We start from the raw sequence: 18,246 nt of genomic DNA on the forward strand, positions 1-18,246 counted from the left end.
GAGCCACGTCGGCACCGATGGCGCCACAGCGTGCTGTGACAGAACCTCTCTCAGGAGGGCCACTCGGTCCGGCGCAGTGCCCGGTCGGCCCCTGTTTGGCCGGAACCTCCCGGAGGACGCTGAAGGCGGAATCGCCGGAGGGAGAGTTCGTCATGACTGGCATCCAGGAAGTCCCGGTGCATGCCCTGCTGGCCGACGGCACCACCGTTCGCATACGGCAGGCAGGTCCGGCGGATCGTGAAGAGGTGCTCCGGCTGTACCAGAAGATGTCGCCGGAGAATCTGCGGCTGCGGTTCTTCTACGTCAGCCCGGCCTCCCCTCGGCAGGCCGCCGACCGGGTGGCCGCGGGCGAAAGGCCCGGCTACCGCGCGCTGGCCGCCGAGTGCGAGGGACACTTGGTGGGCCTGGCCGAATACGAGGTCCTGCCGCCAGACAGTACCGCCGAGATCTCAGTGGCCGTCGCCGACGACTGGCATCACCGCGGTGTGGCCACCCTCCTGCTGGAGCACTTGGCGGACGCGGCCCGTACCGCAGGCGTGACAGCGTTCAGCGCAGACGCCCTGTCCGAGAACCGTGACGTGCTGAAGGTCTTCCACGACCTCGGACTGCGCATCACCCGCCACTTCGACGGCCCCGAGGTGCACTGCACGGTCGAGCTCACCGAGGACGACACCTACTTGAGCGCCGTCGAGGCCCGGGGGCGAGTCGCCGACGTCGTCAGCCTGCAGCCGCTGCTGCAGCCAAGGGCCGTCGTCGTGATCGGTGCGGGCCGTAGGCCTGGCTCCGTAGGGCGGGCGATCCTGCGTAACATCCGCACCGGCTCCTATACCGGGCTGGTTTTCGCCGTACACCCCGAGGCCGGAGCCATCGCCGGCGTGCATGCCTACCGGTCCGTCGCCGACCTGCCGCAGGCACCCGACCTGGCCGTGATCGCCGTACCGGCCGCGGCCGTTGCCGAAGTGGCTGAGGAGTGCGGGAAAGCGGGCGTGGGCGCCCTGCTCGTGGTGTCCGCGGACCTGGACGCGCACCAGTCCGGGGGCCTGATGAGCGCGTGCCGGCGCTACGGCATGCGGCTGGCCGGTCCCAACTGCCTGGGGCTGGCCAACACGGAGGACGGCGTATGCCTGGACGCGACCTTCGCCGCCCGCCATCCCGGACCAGGCACCGCCGGAGTCGCCGTGCAGTCCGGTGGTGTCGGCATCGCACTGCTGGACGGCCTGGCTCGGCTCGGCATCGGGGTGTCGACCTTCGTCTCGCTCGGCGACAAGTACGACGTCAGCGGCAACGACATGCTCCAGTGGTGGGAGAGCGACGGGCACACCGACCTGGCACTGCTGCACCTGGAGTCCTTCGGCAATCCCCGCGCCTTCTCCCGCACCGCCCGACGGGTGGCCCGCTCGATGCCGGTGCTCACCGTGGACGCCGGCCGGTCGGAGGCCGGGCGGCGCGCCGCCGCCTCGCACACCGCGGCGGCGGCCACCCCGACCATGACCCGACAGGCCCTGTTCACCCAGGCCGGTGTCACTGCCACCCGCACCATCGGTGAACTCCTCGACACCGCCGCCCTCTTGCACGCCCAGCCGCTGCCCCACGGTCCGAATGTCGCTGTCGTCAGCAACGCGGGCGGGGCCGGCGTACTGGCCGCCGACGCGTGCGCGGAAGCCGGACTCGCTATCCCGCCGCTCGCCGCCGATCTGGTGGACGAACTCCTCGCCCTGCTCCCGGACAGCGCCACCGCGACCAACCCCGTGGACGTCACGGCGGCCGCCAGCGAGGAGCAACTGCGGGCGTGCATCGGCCTTTTGGCCCGGCACGGCGCAGTCGACGCCGTTCTCGTGAGCCTGGTCCCCACAGCGGTCGCGGCAGCCACCGGCGAAGACCTGGTAGGCGCCCTGACCTCGCCCCCTGGCCCGCTCGCCCGCCCGGTCGTCACGGTCCTGCCCGCCCAGGCGGCCCGCGTCGAACTGCTGCCGGCCGCAGACGAGACCGCCGTCCCCGCGTACTCGGACGCAGAGGATGCCGCCCGCGCTCTGGCCCACGCCGCCACCCGCGCAGACTGGCTCTCCCGACTGCCGGGCTCAGTACCGGAGTTGCCGGGGGTGGAGACAGGCCGTGCTCGCGACCTCGTCGCCGCGTATCTGGACGGCAGTCCGGAGAGTGGCTGGCTCGATCCGCAGGCGACCGCGGCGCTCCTCGCCTGCTACGGCATCCCGCAGATTACCTGGGCATGGGCCCGGGACGAGGAGGAGGCCGTCGTCGCGGCCGAACGGCTCGCGGGGCCGGACGGACGAGTCGTCATGAAGGCCCACTGGCCGGGATTGCTGCACAAGAGCGAGCAGCACGCCCTCCACCTCGACCTGCAGAACGCCTCCCAGGTCAGGGCCGCCCACCGGGACCTCGTCACCCGGTTCGGCGACCGGATGACCGGAGTGGTCGTCCAGCCGCTCGCAGAACGCGGTACCGAACTGTTCGCCGGAGTCGTCCAGGACGAGGTCTTCGGACCACTCGTAGTGTTCGGCCTCGGCGGTACGGCCACGGAGCTGCTCGCCGATCACGCGGCCAGGCTCGCCCCACTCACCGACCTCGACGCTCACGACCTGCTCACCTCACCCCGCTGCTCCCCGCTGCTGTTCGGCTACGCCGGCAGCCCCGCCACCGACCTGGGTGCTCTGGAGCAGCTGTTGCACCGGCTGTCGCGGATGGCCTCGGAGCTGCCGCAGCTGGCAGAGGCCGATCTCAACCCGGTGCTCGCCGGGCCGCACGGGATCACGACGCTCGATGCCCGCGTGCGGCTCGTTCCGCGCCACGCCCACGACCCGTACTTGCGCCGGCTGCGCTGACCCGGTCCGCACAGCTCAAGGAGACCAGCCATGATGCCAACGAAGATCGGTGCCGTCATGACCGACGAGGACAACAAGGTCATCGGTGTGACCGTGCCTACACCGCCTACACCGCCGAGGAACGTGAGCAGCACGGGCAGTGGCCCGCCGAACGACCGGGCTGCAGGCCCGGGAATCGCGGTGGTCATGTTCTCGACTCCTCACCCATGTCACTGGATTGGGGCCGGTCGGCCCTGGCGGACCGGCGGTTCCCGTGGTGTGCTGGTAGTGGCGGGAGGGACCCGTTGGAGACGCGGGGAAGCGGCCGGCAGCCGCGCACCGCGCAATCCGGATCCGCGAGAAGTGGATGGCCCTTCCCGTCCTTCATTGCCGTGACCGGGTCGGCGGCTCCTCAAGCAGCGGCGATCCGGTGCCGGACGTTCTCGTCCTCGATTCGCGTCGTGACGAGGATGTCGACGGCGGCGACGGCCACAGATGGGGAAAATCCCGATCCGAGTGACGTGTCGGCGGTCTCGACGGCGTACGCCACGAGGTGCCCGGGAAGCCGGTTCAGCTCCCCACGCCGCCTCGACGGGTTCACCGAGTCCGCGCGGGCCGAGCGCCCTGACCGGGCCGGTCGGCGGGCGCCCGGCGCGAGGCGATGGATCCGGCCCGGGTGGCTCGGCCGGGTGTGCACCGCATGCAGGATCACAGTCGGCTCCGTGTGGTCCCACGACCTGATCAGCCGCTCTGGATCAAGGTCACATTCCGAGAGGCCGGTGCCGGGCGGGAAGGGCCCCTCCAGCGCCCTCTCGCGCAGGCGGGCCAGCACCGCCGCCCACCTTGGTCGTGCCGGGACAGGTTGCCGACGGCGACGAACGCGATACGCGTGGAGACGTTCATGGTGGCTCTCCCTCCACAGCGGGTGTTTCCGGCGTGCGGGTCGCCGAACACCGGGTCCCATGGGCCGAAAGGCCCTGGTCGGATCCGAGCGCCCCGTGGCGGCGGGGCACGGACGCGCCCACGCTGAAAGCAGGAACCATCAGCAACCATGAAGGGAGCCGGTTCGATGACCTCCGCGACCACCATGGGCACGGCCTTGCCGGCCGAGTACCGCGAACGGCTGCTACGCCTCGCCCGCGAAGTCTCCTTCGAGGCCGGGGCCCGCCTGTTCGAGGAGGGTCGGCGCGCCGACCGCTTCTGGATCGTCCGTACCGGGACCGTCGCCCTGGACCTGCACGTGCCCGGCCGCCACCCCGCCGTGATCGAATCGCTCGGTCACGGCGAACTGGTCGGCTGGTCCTGGCACTTCCCGCCGTACACCTGGCACCTGGGCGCCGAAGCGATGAGCCCGGTGAGGGCTTGGGAGTTCGACGCCGAGGCGGTCCGGGCGATGTGCGCCGAGGACCCCGAGTTCGGCCGGGCGATCGCAGTCTGGGTCGGGCGCGTGGTCGCCCAGCGGCTGCACGCCTCCCGGATCCGGCTGCTCGACCTTTACGCCCCGTACGGCAGCGGTGGCCTGACGTGACCACCCGGCCCTGCGAGGAGGACAGCATGCACAGTAGCCCGCATCGAGTGAGTGACGTGATGACGGGGGCCGTCGTGGCGGTGGGCCGCGAGGCTCTGTTCAAGGACATCGTCGAGCGCATGGAGCAGTGGAAGGTCAGTGCCCTTCCCGTGCTGGAGGGCGACGGCCGGGTGATCGGGGTGGTGTCGGAGGCCGATCTGCTGCCCAAGGAGGAGTTCCGGGACAGCGATCCGGACCGGTTCACCCAGCTGCGCCGGCTGCCCGACCTGGCCAAGGCCGGGGCGATGAACGCGGAGGAGCTCATGAGCACCCCGGCCGTCACCGTCCACGCCGACGCGACGCTCCCCGAAGCAGCCCGCATCATGGCCCTGCGCCACGTCAAGCGACTGCCCGTCGTGAACGCCGAGGGTCTGCTTGAGGGCGTCGTCAGCCGCGGGGACCTGCTCAAGGTGTTCCTGCGCCGGGACAATGATCTTGCCAACGAGATTCGCCGCGACGTGGTCGACCTCCTCTTCGCCGCTCCGGTCGAACCCGTGCACATCATGGTCACCGAGGGCGTCGCGACGCTGACCGGACGAGTGCCGGACGCCACCCGGATTCCTCTCGCCGTCCGCCTCGTGCGGGGCGTCGAGGGCGTGGTGGACGTGGACTGCCGACTCACCGCGGCCGATGAGTAGTGGCCCTCGCCATGAGAACAACTGGCCCGGCTCCTGCGAGCGTTGACAGACAGCATGCCGTGTGGAAGAGCCCGCTGTTCAGCGTCTGCCTACCCCCGCTCAAGCGCTCAGGTTCCCCCACTGAGGTCCGACCTGCTTCCATTCCTGGCCCCATTCGGCCATACGCTGCCGGATGAGCCGGGTGCGGACCACCCACCCTGCTGCCCAGACAGCAGCACCGGTCGCCGGGGCGACGAGCGCGCCGGTCGGGCCTGCCTGCAGCGCTGCGGCGGTCCCCGTGACGGGTGCGGACACCATCCGGCCGGAGGTGTCCGTCCAAACCGTGATCCGGGTGCCCACCGGGGCGCCCGGAAACACCTTCGCCAGGTCGGTGTGCACGTCTCCGTTCGTTGCCTTCCAACGCACGGGGCCCACACCCGGCCGTCGTCGTATCCAGTCCCTCCGAGCGGGTCTCTCGGCGCGTCGTCGGTGAGGAGGAGGGAGCAGATCCAGGCGGCGAGCACGATCCAGGCCTCGACGACATCACTGTGCCGACGGAGCGGGTTCCGCCGCCAGCGCCACAGCCGTGCGCGCCTCACCGTCGTGGGAGGTGTCCGCATCATGGTCGCCACCTCCTCTCGCCGGGCGCCGCCCGTCGTCAGGCGGGGGCCGCTCGCTGTGGGTCCGGCAGGTCAGGATCGAGGTCCGGATGTCGCGGCGGACCGGTCAGCACGCACTGCACGTCCACCACGCCTTCCACCGCCCGCGCCAGCAGGGCGGCGAGCGGGACGAGCGCGGTGTCGTGCACCCGGCCACCGAATGTCACAACACCGTCGTGCACCTCGACCCGGACCGCTTCGGCATGTGTACCGAAGAGGCCTAGAACGATCTCACGCTGGACCTCCTCGGCAATGTCCGCGTCGTCCCGCAGGAACACCTTCAGCAGGTCGGAGCGGCTCACGATGCCCTTGAGGGCACCGTCAGGGTCAACAACCGGCAGCCTCTTGACCCTGTTGCGCGCCATGACGCGTGCGGCGTGCGCGAGAGTGGCGTCGGATGTCAAGGTGATGGCCGGGGCGGTCATCAGGTCGCCGGCTGTCACCGCGCCCGCCTTGTGCACGTCGGCGGGACGCTGCACTTGCCCGGCCCGGTCGAGGTCGCCTCGGCGGTACTCCTCCTTCGGCAGCATGTCGGCCTCGGAGACGACGCCGAGCACGTGTCCGGCGTCATCCAGCACGGGGAGGGCGCTGACCCGCCACTCCCGCATGGTCTTCACGATGTCCTTGAAGGCCGCTCCCGTGCGCAGGGCGACGACCCTGTGGGTCATCACGTCGTTCACGACGGTCGGATTGCCGTCCATGGAGTCCTCCAGAAGGCTCGGATGCCGTCTACGACACCTTCAGCCTGCGGCCCCGAACCCGTTCAAGGCATGGGCCGAGTGGCCCGTCCCTCGGTCCCTGTGCGGGATCGACCTGGATTGTTGCTCGCCTTCAGCCTCCCCGGCGCCTGGATCGCGGGCAGCGGGACCCGCCAGGCCAACATCGTGCCACGGCCGTCGGGGCTGCTCACCTTGAGTCGACCTCCAAATGCTCCGCCCGCTCGGCCATGTTGCGCAGCCCACTGCGTGGCCATCGGGTGGGATGCCCACGCCGTTGTCCGATACCGTCAGCAACACCTCGTTGCCATCTGTTGTCAGGGCCACGTGGCCCGGTCGGCCTGGGGCGCGCCGGGCGATATTGGTGAGCGCCTCGGGGTGCACAGCCACTGCGTGCTACCCCTGGCACGACGGGTGGTCCGCTCCCTGGAGAGGAGCCGCGGCAGCGCCCGGGCCGGTCGTCCCTGGTGTGAGCTGATCGGCCCCTCCCCGCGAGACAACCGCCGCCGGACGATGAAGGTGCTGCGGACCTGCTCCCGGCTTAGGGAGATCGGCGCCGTCCGCCCGCGTGACGGCCGAGGCGCCAGTCGGAGGGTGAGGCGAGATTTCGTGAACGAGACGTTGTCCCTCGGCCGGATCGCCGGCGTGCGGGTCGGCCTGCACTGGAGTGTCCTGGTCATCGTCGCCCTGGTGACGGTCGCGCTGGCGCGCGGCCGGTTTCCCGATGCCCACCCGGGCCATTCCGCCATCGCGTACTGGGCACTCGCCCTGCTGACCGCGGTCGTCTTCCTCGGCTCCCTGCTGACGCACGAACTGGCACACGCCGTGGTCGCCCGCCGCAACCGCGTCCAGGTGGACGGCATCACCCTGTGGATGCTGGGTGGTGCCGCCCGCCTGCATGACGAGGCGCCGACTCCGGCCGCGGAACTGCGCATAGCGGGTGTGGGTCCGCTCACGAGCCTGCTGGCCGGTGGCGTGCTCGCGGGCGTCGCCGCAGGGCTGGACGCGCTCCACGCGTCCGGGCTGGTGGTCGAGGCGTTCGCCTGGCTGGCCGCGATCAACGTTCTGCTGGCTGTCTTCAACGCGCTGCCCGCCGCGCCGTTGGACGGGGGGCGGCTGCTGCGCGCGTACTTGTGGCACCGCACCGGCGACCGTGCGCGAGCCACTCGAGGTGCCTCGGCAGCGGGCCGGGCACTGGGCTGGTTCATGGTGGTGACCGGATTCGTGGCCGTGCTGCACGGGCGTGACCTGTCTGGTCTGTGGGCCGCGCTGATCGGCTGGTTCCTCATAGGTGCGGCCACCGCCGAGGCTCGTCAGGCCGAGATGCGCAGCCTGCTGGGCGGTGTCCCGGTCAGCCGGGTCATGACTCCGGACCCGGTGACCGTGCCGGCCACGGCGACCCTCGCCGACCTCCTTGCCGAGGGGCCCTTCGGCCAGTACCGCCACTCCGCGTTCCCGGTGCTTGCCGCCGATGGCTCGGTGACCGGTGTGATCACCCTTCGGCGCATCGACGCGACCCCGCCCCAGGTCCGGGCGAGCACGATGGTCCACGAGGTGATGCGTCCCCTCGGCGACATCGTCACGGCCGCCCCCGAGGAACCCGTGCTCGACCTGCTCCCCCGCCTGCAGGCGAGCCCGGTGCGCCGGGCGCTGATCCTCGACGAGGGCCGCCTCGTCGGCATCCTCACCATCGCCGACGTCACCCGTGCCCTGGCCTGGCCGGGCGCGCCCGGCCCTGACGGGCCCCACCACGGCCCACCCGCACAACCGAAGGAGACGTGATGACAGACAACAGCCCGCCCGCCACCCCGGTGCTTCCGGGCCAAGTGCAGGTGAGCCAACTTGAAGGCCAGGCCTTCGCGGTCAGGGTGCGCGGCCACACCCTCATCACCGATCAGCCCGTCGATGCGGGTGGTGACGACCATGGCCCGACGCCCGTCGAAGTGCTCGTCGTGTCGCTCGCCTCTTGTGTCGCCTACTACGCGGGGCGCTTCCTGGAACGCCACCACCTCGACCGCGAACGCCTCCGTGTGCTGGCGGACTTCACCATGGCCGACGACCGACCGGCCCGTGTCGCCTCCGTGCGCCTGCGGGTCCTGTTGCCACACGAGCTGAGCAGGACCAGGCTCGAGGCGCTGCGTGCGGTGATCGACCACTGCACAGTGCACAACACGCTGCGGCAACCGCCCGAGATTCGGGTCGAGTTCAGGTGACCTGCCTCTTCAATGGACCCGGTGAAGTGCCCTGGCCACGCCCTGCCGCGGTGGCGTTCGGCACTCGCCTCGGCATCGCCGTATCGTCCGGTGAGTACCGCGCTGCTCGTGGTGAAGGGGCAGCACCGCACGGGCGGGGCGCAGTTCGTTGTTCCGCCGGCTGCCGGCACCCGTGATCGTCATGCCGAGCGCTGCCGTAGTGGGTTCTCCCGCTCAGATGCCGGGTCAGCCGTGCGCCACGACGGCGACCGGAGCGGTGATGTGGTGCAGAGCCGCGTGCGTGACGTGGCCGATGTGCACACCGAGGGGGCTGGTGCGGATGCGCCGGCCGACGACAGCCAGTGATGCGTCGTGAGAGGCGCTGACGAGGACCTGTCCGGCGCTGCCGCACCGGCTCGCCTCGATCACTTCGACGCCCGGGAACTTCTGTCGCCAGGGACGCAGGACCTCGGTCAGAGCAGCGGCCTGCTGACGCTCGAGAGAGTCGTAGAGTTCGGCGTCGCCGGAGAAACGGTAGAAGGAGGTGGGCGGCTCGGGCCAGGCGTGCACGACGCGCAGGGACGCTTCCCGGCGCGCGGCGGCGTCGAAGGCGAACTCCAGCAGGGTGTCGTCCGGAGCATCGGTGTCGAGGCCGAGCACGACGGGTCGGAAGGGTGCCGCAGCGGAGGGCACACCCGTCGGGTCCATCTTGTGCTCGTCCGCGGCCTGCTCCTCCGCCCGCACGAGTACCACCGGCCGCTCGACGCGGGCGACGACGGACAGACTCACCGAGCCGAACATGAACCCGCCGATCCCACCGAAGCCCCGCGAGCCCAGCGCCAACAGCTCTGCCAAGCCCGCCGCCTCGCACAGGAGGTCGGCCACGGTCCCCGTGAGCTGCTCGCTGATCACCTCGAGACCGGGGTAACGCGAGCGCAGGCCCTCGGCGGACCCGCACGTCATCTGCTCGATCCAGTGCTGGTCGGTCTCGGAACCGTGCAGAAGGTGAGCCGTGTACTCGGGCACCGGCTCCCAGACGTGGACGATCTTCAGCGGTAGGGCGCGCAGCAGGGCTTCACGTGCCGCCCACTCGGCGGCAGTCCGGCTCTCGGGCGATCCGTCGAGGCCTACGGTGACGGTTCGGGACATGGTCTCCACCTCCCGGGTGAGGGTTCGATTCCAGCGTGATGACGCGGTCGCGGCTGAGGTCAGGGGCCACACGTCCCTGAGCGGGGCCAACCGGCCCACAGGAGCGGCGGTGGCCCGGGGTGCACGGGGCCGCGGTGTCCTTCACCCGCTGGTCGTACCGCAGGTACCGGGCGTGCCGGATATCGGAGGCCTGTCTCCGTGACCCCGAGCGGCCCTGCCGTGCGGGGCGGTGGGCGGGCAGTGCGGGTGCGGAGGAGGTGAGCGGCTTGCGCGGTCTGCACGACGGTGGATCCTGAGAGCGGACGGCGGAGGACGAGCTCATGGCCCAAGGCTCGGGCAGGCGGACGTCAGGGAGGTCGTTCCTCATGCCCGGGCTCGGCGCCCTGTTCGTCCGCCCACGGGAGTGGCTTCGGGGCGACCTGATCGCGGGCGTGAACTTCATCAGGTTTCGCAGGGCCGCATCGGCCGAGGCACTCAATCGCCGAGGCGCCTGGGCAATCTGACGGCCGTCCACGGAGGCCGGCACGATCACCGGCTGGCGGAACACTCCCGCCTTGGCGGTTGCGACCACCGACGCCATGTCGATCGGGCTGACGATGACCTTGCCCTGTCCGATGTACGTCATCGCCTTCGACGCGCCACCAGTCGTCGGCACACTGCCGTCGAAACTGGGCACGCCGGTGTTCCAGTTCAGGCCGAGACCGAACACGTCGCGCGCTTCGTCCTCCACCGCGCCGTCCGGCAGCACCTGGACCGTCGACATGAAGGCGGTGTTGCAGGACGCCTCGAAGTCCGCTGCAAACGTGGCGTGGTCGATCTTCGTCTTGTCCACGTTGTGGAAGGTGAGACCGCCGTACGAAAAGTACTGCGGACAGTTCAGCGGCGTACTCGGGGTGAACTTGCCGCTCTCCAGCAGCGTCGAGGCGGTGATCACCTTGAAGGTGGATCCCGGCGCGTAGGTGCCCTGGAACGCCTTGTCGAAGCCCTTCGCCGGGGTCATGGCCACCGCCAGCACGTCACCGGTGCTGGGCTGGACGGCGACCACCGACGCGTCCGGGCCCTGCTTCTTGACGTCCTTTTCCGCCTCGGCCTGCAGGTTCGCGTCGATCGTGGTGGGCAGCGGCTTGCCCGGCCTGCCCTGCGAGAGCACCCTGATCACCCGTCCCGCGCTGCCGTCGGCGTTCCTGACGCGGATCTCGGTACCGGGCTTGCCCTGCATCTTGGCCCCGCACCGGGCCTGAAGCTGACTGAGGATCCCGGCCAGCGACGGGTACTGCGCGGCCGTCAGCTCTTCGCCATGGCGGTTCCACGGCCTTGACCGGCGGGGCGCCGACCGGCGTGACCGCGACCGACTGGCCCGGTGTGAGCTTCGGATAGAGGACCGACGACATCCACTTGACCACTGCTTGACCGTCTGTGCCGCGCACCACGGTCAGCGACGAGTCGTAGGCCCACGTCGGATTCTGCCCGGCGTAGTCCAGCTGGGTACGTACGGAGAAGCGGACCTGGAAGCCGGCCGGCTGCTTGCAGTCGAGCGTCAATGCCGTGGCGTGCAAACCGCTTTTGAAGGAGGCCAGTTGTGTGCCCGCCCGTGTGACGTCGTCGGTGAGCGCCGCTGCTTTCGCGGTGTTTTCGGACCGCCAGGCGGAGAGGAACGCCTGGGCCGTGGCGAGTACTTCGTGCGGTGACGGCGGGCTGGTGTTCACCGACTTCGCCGCGCCGGAGCGCGTCGAGGCCATGTCGTGACCTGCGACCCCTGCTGCCGTGAGTTGTGGTGGGCGAAGGCCACCCCAGCGACAGCCACCGACACCGCACCGCCGACAACTGCGATCTTCGCCGCTTTCCGCATGCGCCCTCCCCCGGCCGCCGAACTGGTCGGCACGACACTACATCGGATACCGAACCTTTCGGATGCCGGAGTAATGCAATCGTTCGCCCGGGGTGACGGATGCCCGGGCCCCGACTGGTTCCAGACCGGTCCGCTCCACTCCGGCGTTGCACCGGCCACGACTACGGGGTCCGCTCAGCTCCACTGGGACCTTGGGAGCAGTCAGGCGGGAAGGAGAGGACTCGGGCGGACAGTACGCACAGTCTTTTCCCTCCGGTCACAGAATATTTCTGTTGCCGATGTAATCTGGAGGGAATTCGGAGCGGCGCATCACCTGCCTGCCGCCGTCGCGTCACTGAGGAGGGTCTGTGAGCGGGCGCGCTACGCGCACCAGGACGGAGAAAGCAGAGGCGGGGTGGTCGGCGGTGTTGGTACGGGAACGTCCTCGTCCAAATGCCATACGTAACCACCCCAACGCCTGGTGGCTTGCGGTCGCCACGGTGTGCTTCGGCGCGTTCATGGGCCAGCTTGACGCCAGCATCGTCACGCTCACTTACCACAGCCTGCGCATGCAGTTCCACGCTCCGCTGGCCGGTGTGGAGTGGGTGTCGCTGGCGTATCTGCTGACGCTGGTGGCGCTACTGGTGCCGGTCGGGCGGCTGGCAGATGCCCGCGGACGCAAGCTGTTCTACCTCTACGGGTTCGTGGTCTTCACCGCCGCCTCGGCGGCCTGCGGCCTGGCTCCGTCGTTGGGCGCCCTGATCGCCTTCCGGGTGGTGCAGGCCGCCGGTGCGGCGATGCTCCAGGCGAACAGCGTGGCGCTGGTGGCCACGAGTGCGCCCCCGGAGAAGATGCGGACGGCGCTGGGGGTGCAGGCTGCGGCCCAGGCTCTGGGACTGGCGATCGGGCCCACAGTGGGCGCGGCATTGGTGGCCACGGTGGGCTGGCGGTGGGTGTTCGGCATCAACGTGCCGATCGGTGTGGTCGCGGTGGTGGCCGGGCATTTCCTGCTGCCGCGCACCCGCAGCCGCAATCCGGTGCCCGCGTTCGACTGGCGGGGGCTGGCGTGGCTGGCGACCGCGACGACGTCGCTGCTGCTGGGTGTATCGGCGGCGTCCGGGCTGCCGCTTCCGCCCTGGGTGGTGGCTGGGTTGTTCGCCGCGGCCGTGGCGGCAGGCGTTGCTTTCGTCCTGCGGCAGCGCCGGGCGCCGGTACCGCTGCTGGATCTGGGGCTGTTGCGCCTTCCAGCGGTCTCGCCCGGGCTGGCGGGCGCGCTGAGCGGCTATCTGGTGCTCTTCGGCCCGTTGGTCCTGGTGCCGATCGTGCTGGTGCGTGCGGGCTGCTCGGAGGTGCTGACCGGTGTGGTGGTCAGCGCGCTGCCGGCCGGATTCGCTCTGGCCGCCACCGGCGCGGAGCGGGTGCTGCCGCGTTCAGCGACCGATCGTGGCAGGTGCCTGCTGGGTGCGGTCGTTGCCGGTGGTGCGCTGGTGTGCATGTTGGTGGTGCCCGTGGCGGCCGGGTGGACGGCGCTGCTGCTGGCGCTGCTGGGCGTGGGGCTTGGTGTGTTCACTCCCGCGAACAACACGCTGATCATGCGCGCTTTCCCGGTGGCCGCGTCCGGCACGGGTGGCGGGCTGGTGAACATGACCAGGGGTCTGGGCACGGCGCTGGGTGTCGCGCTGGTCACCCTGGCCCTGCATCTCACTCCGGTCGGGAGCGTGACACCGGCGGCCCACGGCGCCGTGAAGGTGCTGCTGGCCGCTGCCGGCGTGATGCTGCTGGCGGCCTGGCTCAGCCCGCGGCGGACGGCCTCGAACGGCATGGTCACCGAGTAGCGCGGTTGGTGTCGACGGCCGGATCGGAAGGGGGCAGGGACGGCCGGGGAACGCGAGGTGCGGCAGTGAGGCAGGGTTCGCGCAAGACGACGAGGACGACCGGCTTACCGTCGCCGACGTGACCACTGCCGTGGGCCTTGCGGTGGCCGCGCTACTCGGCCGGGCCATGCGCCTGGGATGCCTGGTCGGCCTGCGAGCGGTTCGGGTGGGGTACCACGGTCGGCCCGTGGCCCGCCGAGGGCGTTTTGGGGCAGCACCTGTCGCGTCAACCCCGCGCCCGATCGCCGGCGGGAGCCGATGCCTCGGCCGCCGGGGAGACGCCTCGCTCGGAAACGGGCGCCGATATCTGCCGCGGTACGCAGACGATGACTCCCGCGCCCCCGGCAAAGGGAGCAGACACCTCAGGAGTCGTCGTCGCCGAGGTGTCGCCGTGTGGCTCGGTCCCGGCCGAGGCCGCCTTGGTACCTGCGTCCGTGGTCGCTGGGCTGGGCTCCGAGGACGCAATCGTTGTCGAGGCCGAGACAGCCGCTGCCTGCCTGCGTGCGCGCCAGCGGACGAGCAGCACCTCGACGACACGTAGCGCGGGCTTGGCAAGCGCGAGGCCGATTCCCATCACCAGGACACCGGCGGCGACATCCATCAAGTAGTGGTTGGCGGTGCCCAGCACCACCAGGACGGTAACCACCGGGTAGATCGCTCCGAGGGTGCGCACCGACCAGTGCCGTCCGAAGCGGAAGAGTAGGAGTCCGCACCACAGTGCCCAGCCGACATGCAGGCTCGGCATGGCCGCGTACTGGTTGGTGAGCTGCCCCATGCCGCGCGGTGCGCTCGCGTCGGTGCCCCACCAGCCGTAGGAGCTGTACTGCGCCATGGTGTCGATGAAGCCGTAACCGCCGGTCAGCAGCCGGGGTGGGGCGGTGGGCAGCACGGTGAAGCCGACGAGGCCGATCAGGGTGGAGATCATCAGCCAGGTGCGGGCCATCCGGTAGTGCATCGGGCGGTGGCGCCACAGCCAGACCAGGACGGCGGGCGTCACGAGGTAGTGCAGCGAGGCGTACGCGAAGTCGGCGGGCACGCCCAGGAAGGCATGCTTCGCCAAGAGTCGGTTGAGCCAGTGCTCCGGGTCCAGGGGTATCAGTTGCTCGTAGTGCAGGATGTCGGCACCGTGCCTCACGGCGTCGCTCGCCTTGCCCCTGATCAGTAGACGAACCCCGGAGTACAGGGCGTAGACGACGGCTATGAGGGGCAGTTCGGTCCGCCAGCGAAGGCGATCGCGATGCGTCGGGGCGACGGTGATCGTCATCCTGATGTGTCTCCGGGTTCTCCGACGGCCGCGGGCCGACGGTCATGGCGTGTGCCGTACCTGTTCCGGCCTCACCGAGAGTGATACGGACACCGAACAAGTAGCTATCCGAACATATCGTTCACCAAATATATCGGTAACCGAATAGATTGGCCGTCGGTACACGGCAGGTTCACTCGCGTTCGCCTTGTGTTTCACCGCCCGCTCCTAGCTTCGCCGGTGCCTGAACTCGACAGGCTCACGAATCCGGCGGCGGGACCTGACCCCCAGGGGAACCGGTTTGCCCAGGAAAGGACAGTTGCGGCGAAGCTCCAGCGGTTTGCGCTTGTGGCGGGTGTCGGTCTGCTCGCGACGGCCACGCTCTCTGCGTGCGGGAATGACAACAACAACGCCAGTTCGTCGACCTCGTCCAGCGCAAGCGGGTCGTCGGGCTCGTCCGCATCGGGGGTCTCGTGCGGTTCGGGCACGCTGACGCCGGCCGGGTCCAGCGCGCAGGCCAACGCGATATCGAAGTGGACCAAGGACTACCAGGGCGCCTGCTCCGGGGCGACGGTCAACTACAACCACAGCGGCTCCGGCGCGGGCGTCACGGCGTTCGAGCAGAAGCAGGTGGACTTCGCCGGTTCCGACTTCCCACTGTCGGCGGCCGACCAGCCCAAGGCTGACGCGCGTTGCGGCAGCGGCAACAAGGCGATCAACATTCCTCTGGTGCCGGGCGCGATCGCCGTGATGTACGACGTCTCCGGCGTCAGCGCCCCGTTGAACCTGTCGGCGCAGACCCTCGCGAAGATCTTCAACGGGAAGATCACCAGCTGGAACGACGCGGCGATCAAGAAGGACAACCCCGGCGTGAACCTGCCCGGTACGAAGATCACCACGTTCCACCGGGCGGACAAGTCCGGTACCTCGTACAACTTCTCCAACTACCTGAACCAGACCGACCCGGCCGACTTCCCCTCCAAGGCCAACAGCAGTGGCCGGGCAGCGGCGGTCAGGGGCAGAACGGCAGCTCTGGTGTCGCTCAGGTGGTCAAGACCACCGCGGGCGGCATCGGCTACGCCGAGATCTCCTACGCCCAGGCCAACAGCCTGCCCACGGCGAAGGTGGGCAACGCCAAGGGACAGTTCGTCGAGGCCACCACGCAGAACGCCTCGGCGTTCATCTCCAAGGCCAAGACCCAGCAGAAGGGTGCGGACCTGCAACTGGCCTTTGACTACAGCTACTCCGACACCAACGCCTACCCGGCGGTCCTCGTGACGTACGAGATTGCGTGCGCCTCGGGCAACTCCTCATCCCAACTTCCGCTGATCAAGGGCTTCTTGAACTACGGCGCCGGTGACACCGCGCAGGGCGAACTGCCGGATGCCGGTTACGTCCAGCTGCCGAAGAACATCCAGGCGCTTGTGCAGTCCTCGGTGAAGTCCCTGAGCTGACAGGCCCCATGACTCCGGCTGCCGCCCCACTGCCTTGGGCGGCAGCCGGACTGCCCCCAACGAACACCTGCCCCCGCACTGACCGGAGAACTATGAGCGGCACGTCGCCGACCGCGGCCGATCCGTCCGGCGCGGCACAAGGACGCACCCGTCCCGCAGGGCCCACCTCCTCCGGGCTGTTGACGCGGCGGCGTGGCGCCCAGCGCGGTGACGCGGCCTTCCGCGGGACGGCCGTTGGGGCAGCGGTGTTCCTGCTGGCGCTGATGGGCGCGATCGCCGCGTTCCTGGTCACTCAAGCCCTGCACGCCATCACCGCCGACCACGTGAACTTCCTCACCGCGTTCGAGTGGAGCCCCGATGAGGATCCCTCGGTGTGGGGGGTCGCGCTGGTGGCCTGGGGCACCCTGGTGACTTCCCTGTTCGGACTGGTCATCGGGGCGCCGGTCGCGATCGGCGCCGCCTTGTTCATCACCCAGTACGCCCCCAGGCGCCTCGCCCAGGTCCTCGGCTACATCGTCGACCTGCTGGCGGCTGTGCCGTCGGTGGTCTACGGCCTGTGGGGGATCATCTTCCTCGTCCCGCACATGGGCGGCGTCTCGAAACTCGTGGACGATGTCCTGGGCTGGATCCCGATCCTCTCCTACGACGGCTCGCCCGCCCCCCGCTCGGTGTTCGCTGCCGGCATCGTGCTGGCAATCATGATCCTGCCGATCATCGCGGCCCTGTCGCGGGAGGTGTTCCTGCAGACCCCCCACGAGACTCAGGAGGCCGCCTATGCCCTGGGCGCCACCCGCTGGGAGATGATCCGTCTGGCCGTGCTGCCCCACGCGCGATCCGGCGTCATCAGCGCCGTCGTCCTCGGCTTCGGCCGTGCGCTGGGCGAGACGATCGCCGTGGCGATGGTGCTGTCGCAGACCCAGACCTTCTTCAGCCACTTCCTCGAGCCCGGCGGCAACACCATCGCCGCCAACATCGCCATCCAGTTCAAGAACGCCTTCGGCATCGGCCGCGGCGCCCTGATTGCCTCGGGCCTGGTGCTGTTCGTCATGACGTTGCTGATGAACTACCTCGCCCGCTGGATCGCCCGCCGTGGCACCACGACCCAGCACCCCCACACCGACGCCCCGGCACCGCAAGCCGAAGCCATCGCTGCCGACGCACCTGCCGACGAACTCCGCCACCTGCTGGACTCCGCACCCCACGGCACCCGGAACCCGGACGACCGCCCGAGTGTCGCGCTCATCCCGGTAGAGGGCACCACGATCGGACGGCGGATACGCGACGGTGCTCCCCAATTGCTGGCCGCACTCGCCTTCGCTGCCGCCGTTCTGCCCCTGGCGTCCATCCTGTGGTTGGTGATCGGCAAGGGAGCCAAGCGGTTCGACAGTGTGTTGCTGAACAACTCCATGCGCAACATCGCCGAATCCGACCAGGGCGGCGGCGCCTACCATGCCATCCTCGGCACACTGGAACAAGCCGGCATCGCCACCCTGATCGCCCTACCCCTCGGCACCTTCGTCGCGATCTACCTCGTCGAATACGGCCGCGGCGTGCTGGCCCCGATGGTCACCTTCACGGTGGACGTCATGATGGGCCTGCCCTCGATCGTCGCGGGCCTGTTCATCCTCTCCCTGTGGATCCTGACCTTCGGCTTCCAGGACTCCGGCTTCGCCGGATCCCTCGCCCTGGTCATCCTCATGCTGCCCATGGTCATCCGCTCATGCGAGGAGATGCTCAAACTCGTCCCCGACTCCCTCCGCGAAGCCGCCTACGCCCTCGGAGCGCCCCGGTGGCAGACGATCCTGCGCGTGGTCGTGCCCACCGCACTGCCCGGCATGGTCACCGGCATCATGCTCGGCATCGCCCGCGTCATGGGCGAGACCGCCCCCGTTCTGCTTGTCGTCGGCTTCACCTCCTCCATCAACTTCAACCCCTTCAGCGGCGCCCAGGGCTCCCTGCCCGCGTTCATCTACAACGAGGCCACCCAGCCCTACGCCCCCGCCATCGACCGGGCCTGGGCCGGCGCCCTGACCCTCATCCTGATCATCATGCTGCTCAACCTCGTCGCCCGCCTGATCGCCTGGTGGAAGAGACCCGGTCGCGCCTGAGACCGCGCCCTTTCCGCCGA

Annotated in this window: 15 protein-coding genes and 4 pseudogenes; 10 read left to right on the top strand and 9 right to left on the bottom strand. The window is 69.8% G+C overall.

Going from position 1 to position 18,246, the window contains the following annotated elements:
* Positions 1 to 152 precede the first annotated feature (152 nt).
* Positions 153 to 2,840 carry a bifunctional acetate--CoA ligase family protein/GNAT family N-acetyltransferase gene (locus tag OG568_RS08395; RefSeq protein WP_329530929.1) on the top strand — a complete coding sequence of 896 codons (2,688 nt, stop codon included), beginning with the start codon at positions 153 to 155 and terminating at the stop codon, positions 2,838 to 2,840.
* Positions 2,841 to 3,231: 391 nt separating this feature from the next.
* Here the strand turns inward: OG568_RS08395 and OG568_RS08400 are convergent, their stop codons facing one another.
* Positions 3,232 to 3,531, bottom strand: coding sequence for a hypothetical protein (locus tag OG568_RS08400; protein ID WP_329530930.1), 300 nt, complete (start codon positions 3,529 to 3,531; stop codon positions 3,232 to 3,234).
* Between the two features lie 357 nt (positions 3,532 to 3,888).
* Here OG568_RS08400 and OG568_RS08405 point away from each other — a divergent pair, with 357 nt between their 5' ends.
* Together OG568_RS08405 and OG568_RS08410 are read left to right on the top strand one after the other, a co-directional pair.
* Positions 3,889 to 4,347 (top strand): Crp/Fnr family transcriptional regulator, encoded by a 459-nt coding sequence (locus OG568_RS08405; RefSeq protein ID WP_329530931.1) that lies wholly within the window; start codon positions 3,889 to 3,891, stop codon positions 4,345 to 4,347.
* 26 nt (positions 4,348 to 4,373) lie between these two features.
* Positions 4,374 to 5,024: a CBS domain-containing protein gene (locus tag OG568_RS08410; RefSeq protein WP_329530932.1), complete on the top strand. Its 651-nt coding sequence runs from the start codon at positions 4,374 to 4,376 to the stop codon at positions 5,022 to 5,024.
* Between the two features lie 99 nt (positions 5,025 to 5,123).
* On the opposite strand, the gene OG568_RS08415 is transcribed toward OG568_RS08410, so the two are convergent.
* The 3 genes and pseudogenes from OG568_RS08415 to OG568_RS08425 form a co-directional block, all read right to left on the bottom strand.
* A complete protein-coding gene (locus OG568_RS08415) occupies positions 5,124 to 5,429 on the bottom strand; it encodes a hypothetical protein (RefSeq protein WP_329530933.1) in 306 nt (101 codons plus the stop codon).
* Positions 5,430 to 5,661: 232 nt separating this feature from the next.
* The gene (locus OG568_RS08420; RefSeq protein ID WP_329530934.1) at positions 5,662 to 6,363 is read right to left on the bottom strand and encodes a CBS domain-containing protein; all 702 of its coding nucleotides are present in this window, start codon (positions 6,361 to 6,363) and stop codon (positions 5,662 to 5,664) included.
* A 155-nt stretch (positions 6,364 to 6,518) separates the two neighbouring features.
* Positions 6,519 to 6,774, bottom strand: a pseudogene (locus OG568_RS08425) (sensor histidine kinase); the annotation flags it as partial.
* 213 nt (positions 6,775 to 6,987) lie between these two features.
* Here OG568_RS08425 and OG568_RS08430 point away from each other — a divergent pair.
* Entirely contained in the window at positions 6,988 to 8,160 is a 1,173-nt protein-coding gene (locus OG568_RS08430) for a site-2 protease family protein (protein WP_329530935.1), read from the top strand.
* Entirely contained in the window at positions 8,160 to 8,591 is a 432-nt protein-coding gene (locus tag OG568_RS08435; RefSeq protein ID WP_181652414.1) for an OsmC family protein, read from the top strand. Before OG568_RS08430 ends, OG568_RS08435 begins: the two co-directional genes overlap by 1 nt.
* Positions 8,592 to 8,816: 225 nt before the next feature.
* On the opposite strand, the gene OG568_RS08440 is transcribed toward OG568_RS08435, so the two are convergent.
* From OG568_RS08440 to OG568_RS61350, 3 genes and pseudogenes are all read right to left on the bottom strand, one after another.
* The gene (locus tag OG568_RS08440) at positions 8,817 to 9,719 is read right to left on the bottom strand and encodes a universal stress protein (RefSeq protein ID WP_329530936.1); all 903 of its coding nucleotides are present in this window, start codon (positions 9,717 to 9,719) and stop codon (positions 8,817 to 8,819) included.
* Positions 9,646 to 10,938, bottom strand: a complete 1,293-nt coding sequence (locus tag OG568_RS08445; protein WP_329530937.1) for a penicillin-binding transpeptidase domain-containing protein — start codon at positions 10,936 to 10,938, stop codon at positions 9,646 to 9,648. The genes OG568_RS08440 and OG568_RS08445 overlap by 74 nt, the downstream gene beginning before the upstream one ends.
* A gap of 193 nt (positions 10,939 to 11,131) precedes the next feature.
* Positions 11,132 to 11,458 (bottom strand): annotated as a pseudogene (locus tag OG568_RS61350) (penicillin-binding transpeptidase domain-containing protein); the annotation flags it as partial.
* Positions 11,459 to 12,065: 607 nt separating this feature from the next.
* On the opposite strand from OG568_RS61350, the gene OG568_RS08455 reads away from it, so the two are divergent.
* On the top strand, positions 12,066 to 13,382 hold the full coding sequence (locus OG568_RS08455; RefSeq protein WP_443077587.1) for an MFS transporter: 1,317 nt from the start codon (positions 12,066 to 12,068) through the stop codon (positions 13,380 to 13,382).
* A 265-nt stretch (positions 13,383 to 13,647) separates the two neighbouring features.
* On the opposite strand, the gene OG568_RS08460 is transcribed toward OG568_RS08455, so the two are convergent.
* Positions 13,648 to 14,685 (bottom strand): phosphatase PAP2 family protein, encoded by a 1,038-nt coding sequence (locus OG568_RS08460; protein WP_329530939.1) that lies wholly within the window; start codon positions 14,683 to 14,685, stop codon positions 13,648 to 13,650.
* Positions 14,686 to 14,879: 194 nt separating this feature from the next.
* Positions 14,880 to 15,206 (bottom strand): hypothetical protein, encoded by a 327-nt coding sequence (locus OG568_RS08465; protein WP_329530940.1) that lies wholly within the window; start codon positions 15,204 to 15,206, stop codon positions 14,880 to 14,882.
* Here OG568_RS08465 and OG568_RS61355 point away from each other — a divergent pair.
* The 4 genes and pseudogenes from OG568_RS61355 to pstA form a co-directional block, all read left to right on the top strand.
* A pseudogene (locus OG568_RS61355) lies at positions 15,154 to 15,588 on the top strand (substrate-binding domain-containing protein); the annotation flags it as partial. The gene OG568_RS08465 and the pseudogene OG568_RS61355 overlap by 53 nt on opposite strands.
* Entirely contained in the window at positions 15,498 to 16,118 is a 621-nt protein-coding gene (locus OG568_RS08475) for a PstS family phosphate ABC transporter substrate-binding protein (protein ID WP_443077853.1), read from the top strand. The pseudogene OG568_RS61355 and the gene OG568_RS08475, both read left to right, overlap by 91 nt.
* A 92-nt stretch (positions 16,119 to 16,210) precedes the next feature.
* Positions 16,211 to 17,209: pseudogene (gene pstC, locus OG568_RS61360) on the top strand (phosphate ABC transporter permease subunit PstC); the annotation flags it as partial.
* A 204-nt stretch (positions 17,210 to 17,413) separates the two neighbouring features.
* Positions 17,414 to 18,226, top strand: coding sequence for a phosphate ABC transporter permease PstA (gene pstA / locus OG568_RS61365; RefSeq protein ID WP_443077854.1), 813 nt, complete (start codon positions 17,414 to 17,416; stop codon positions 18,224 to 18,226).
* Positions 18,227 to 18,246 lie beyond the last annotated feature (20 nt).

It is taken from the genome of Streptomyces sp. NBC_01450 (assembly GCF_036227505.1).
In the GTDB taxonomy this organism is placed as follows: domain Bacteria; phylum Actinomycetota; class Actinomycetes; order Streptomycetales; family Streptomycetaceae; genus Streptomyces.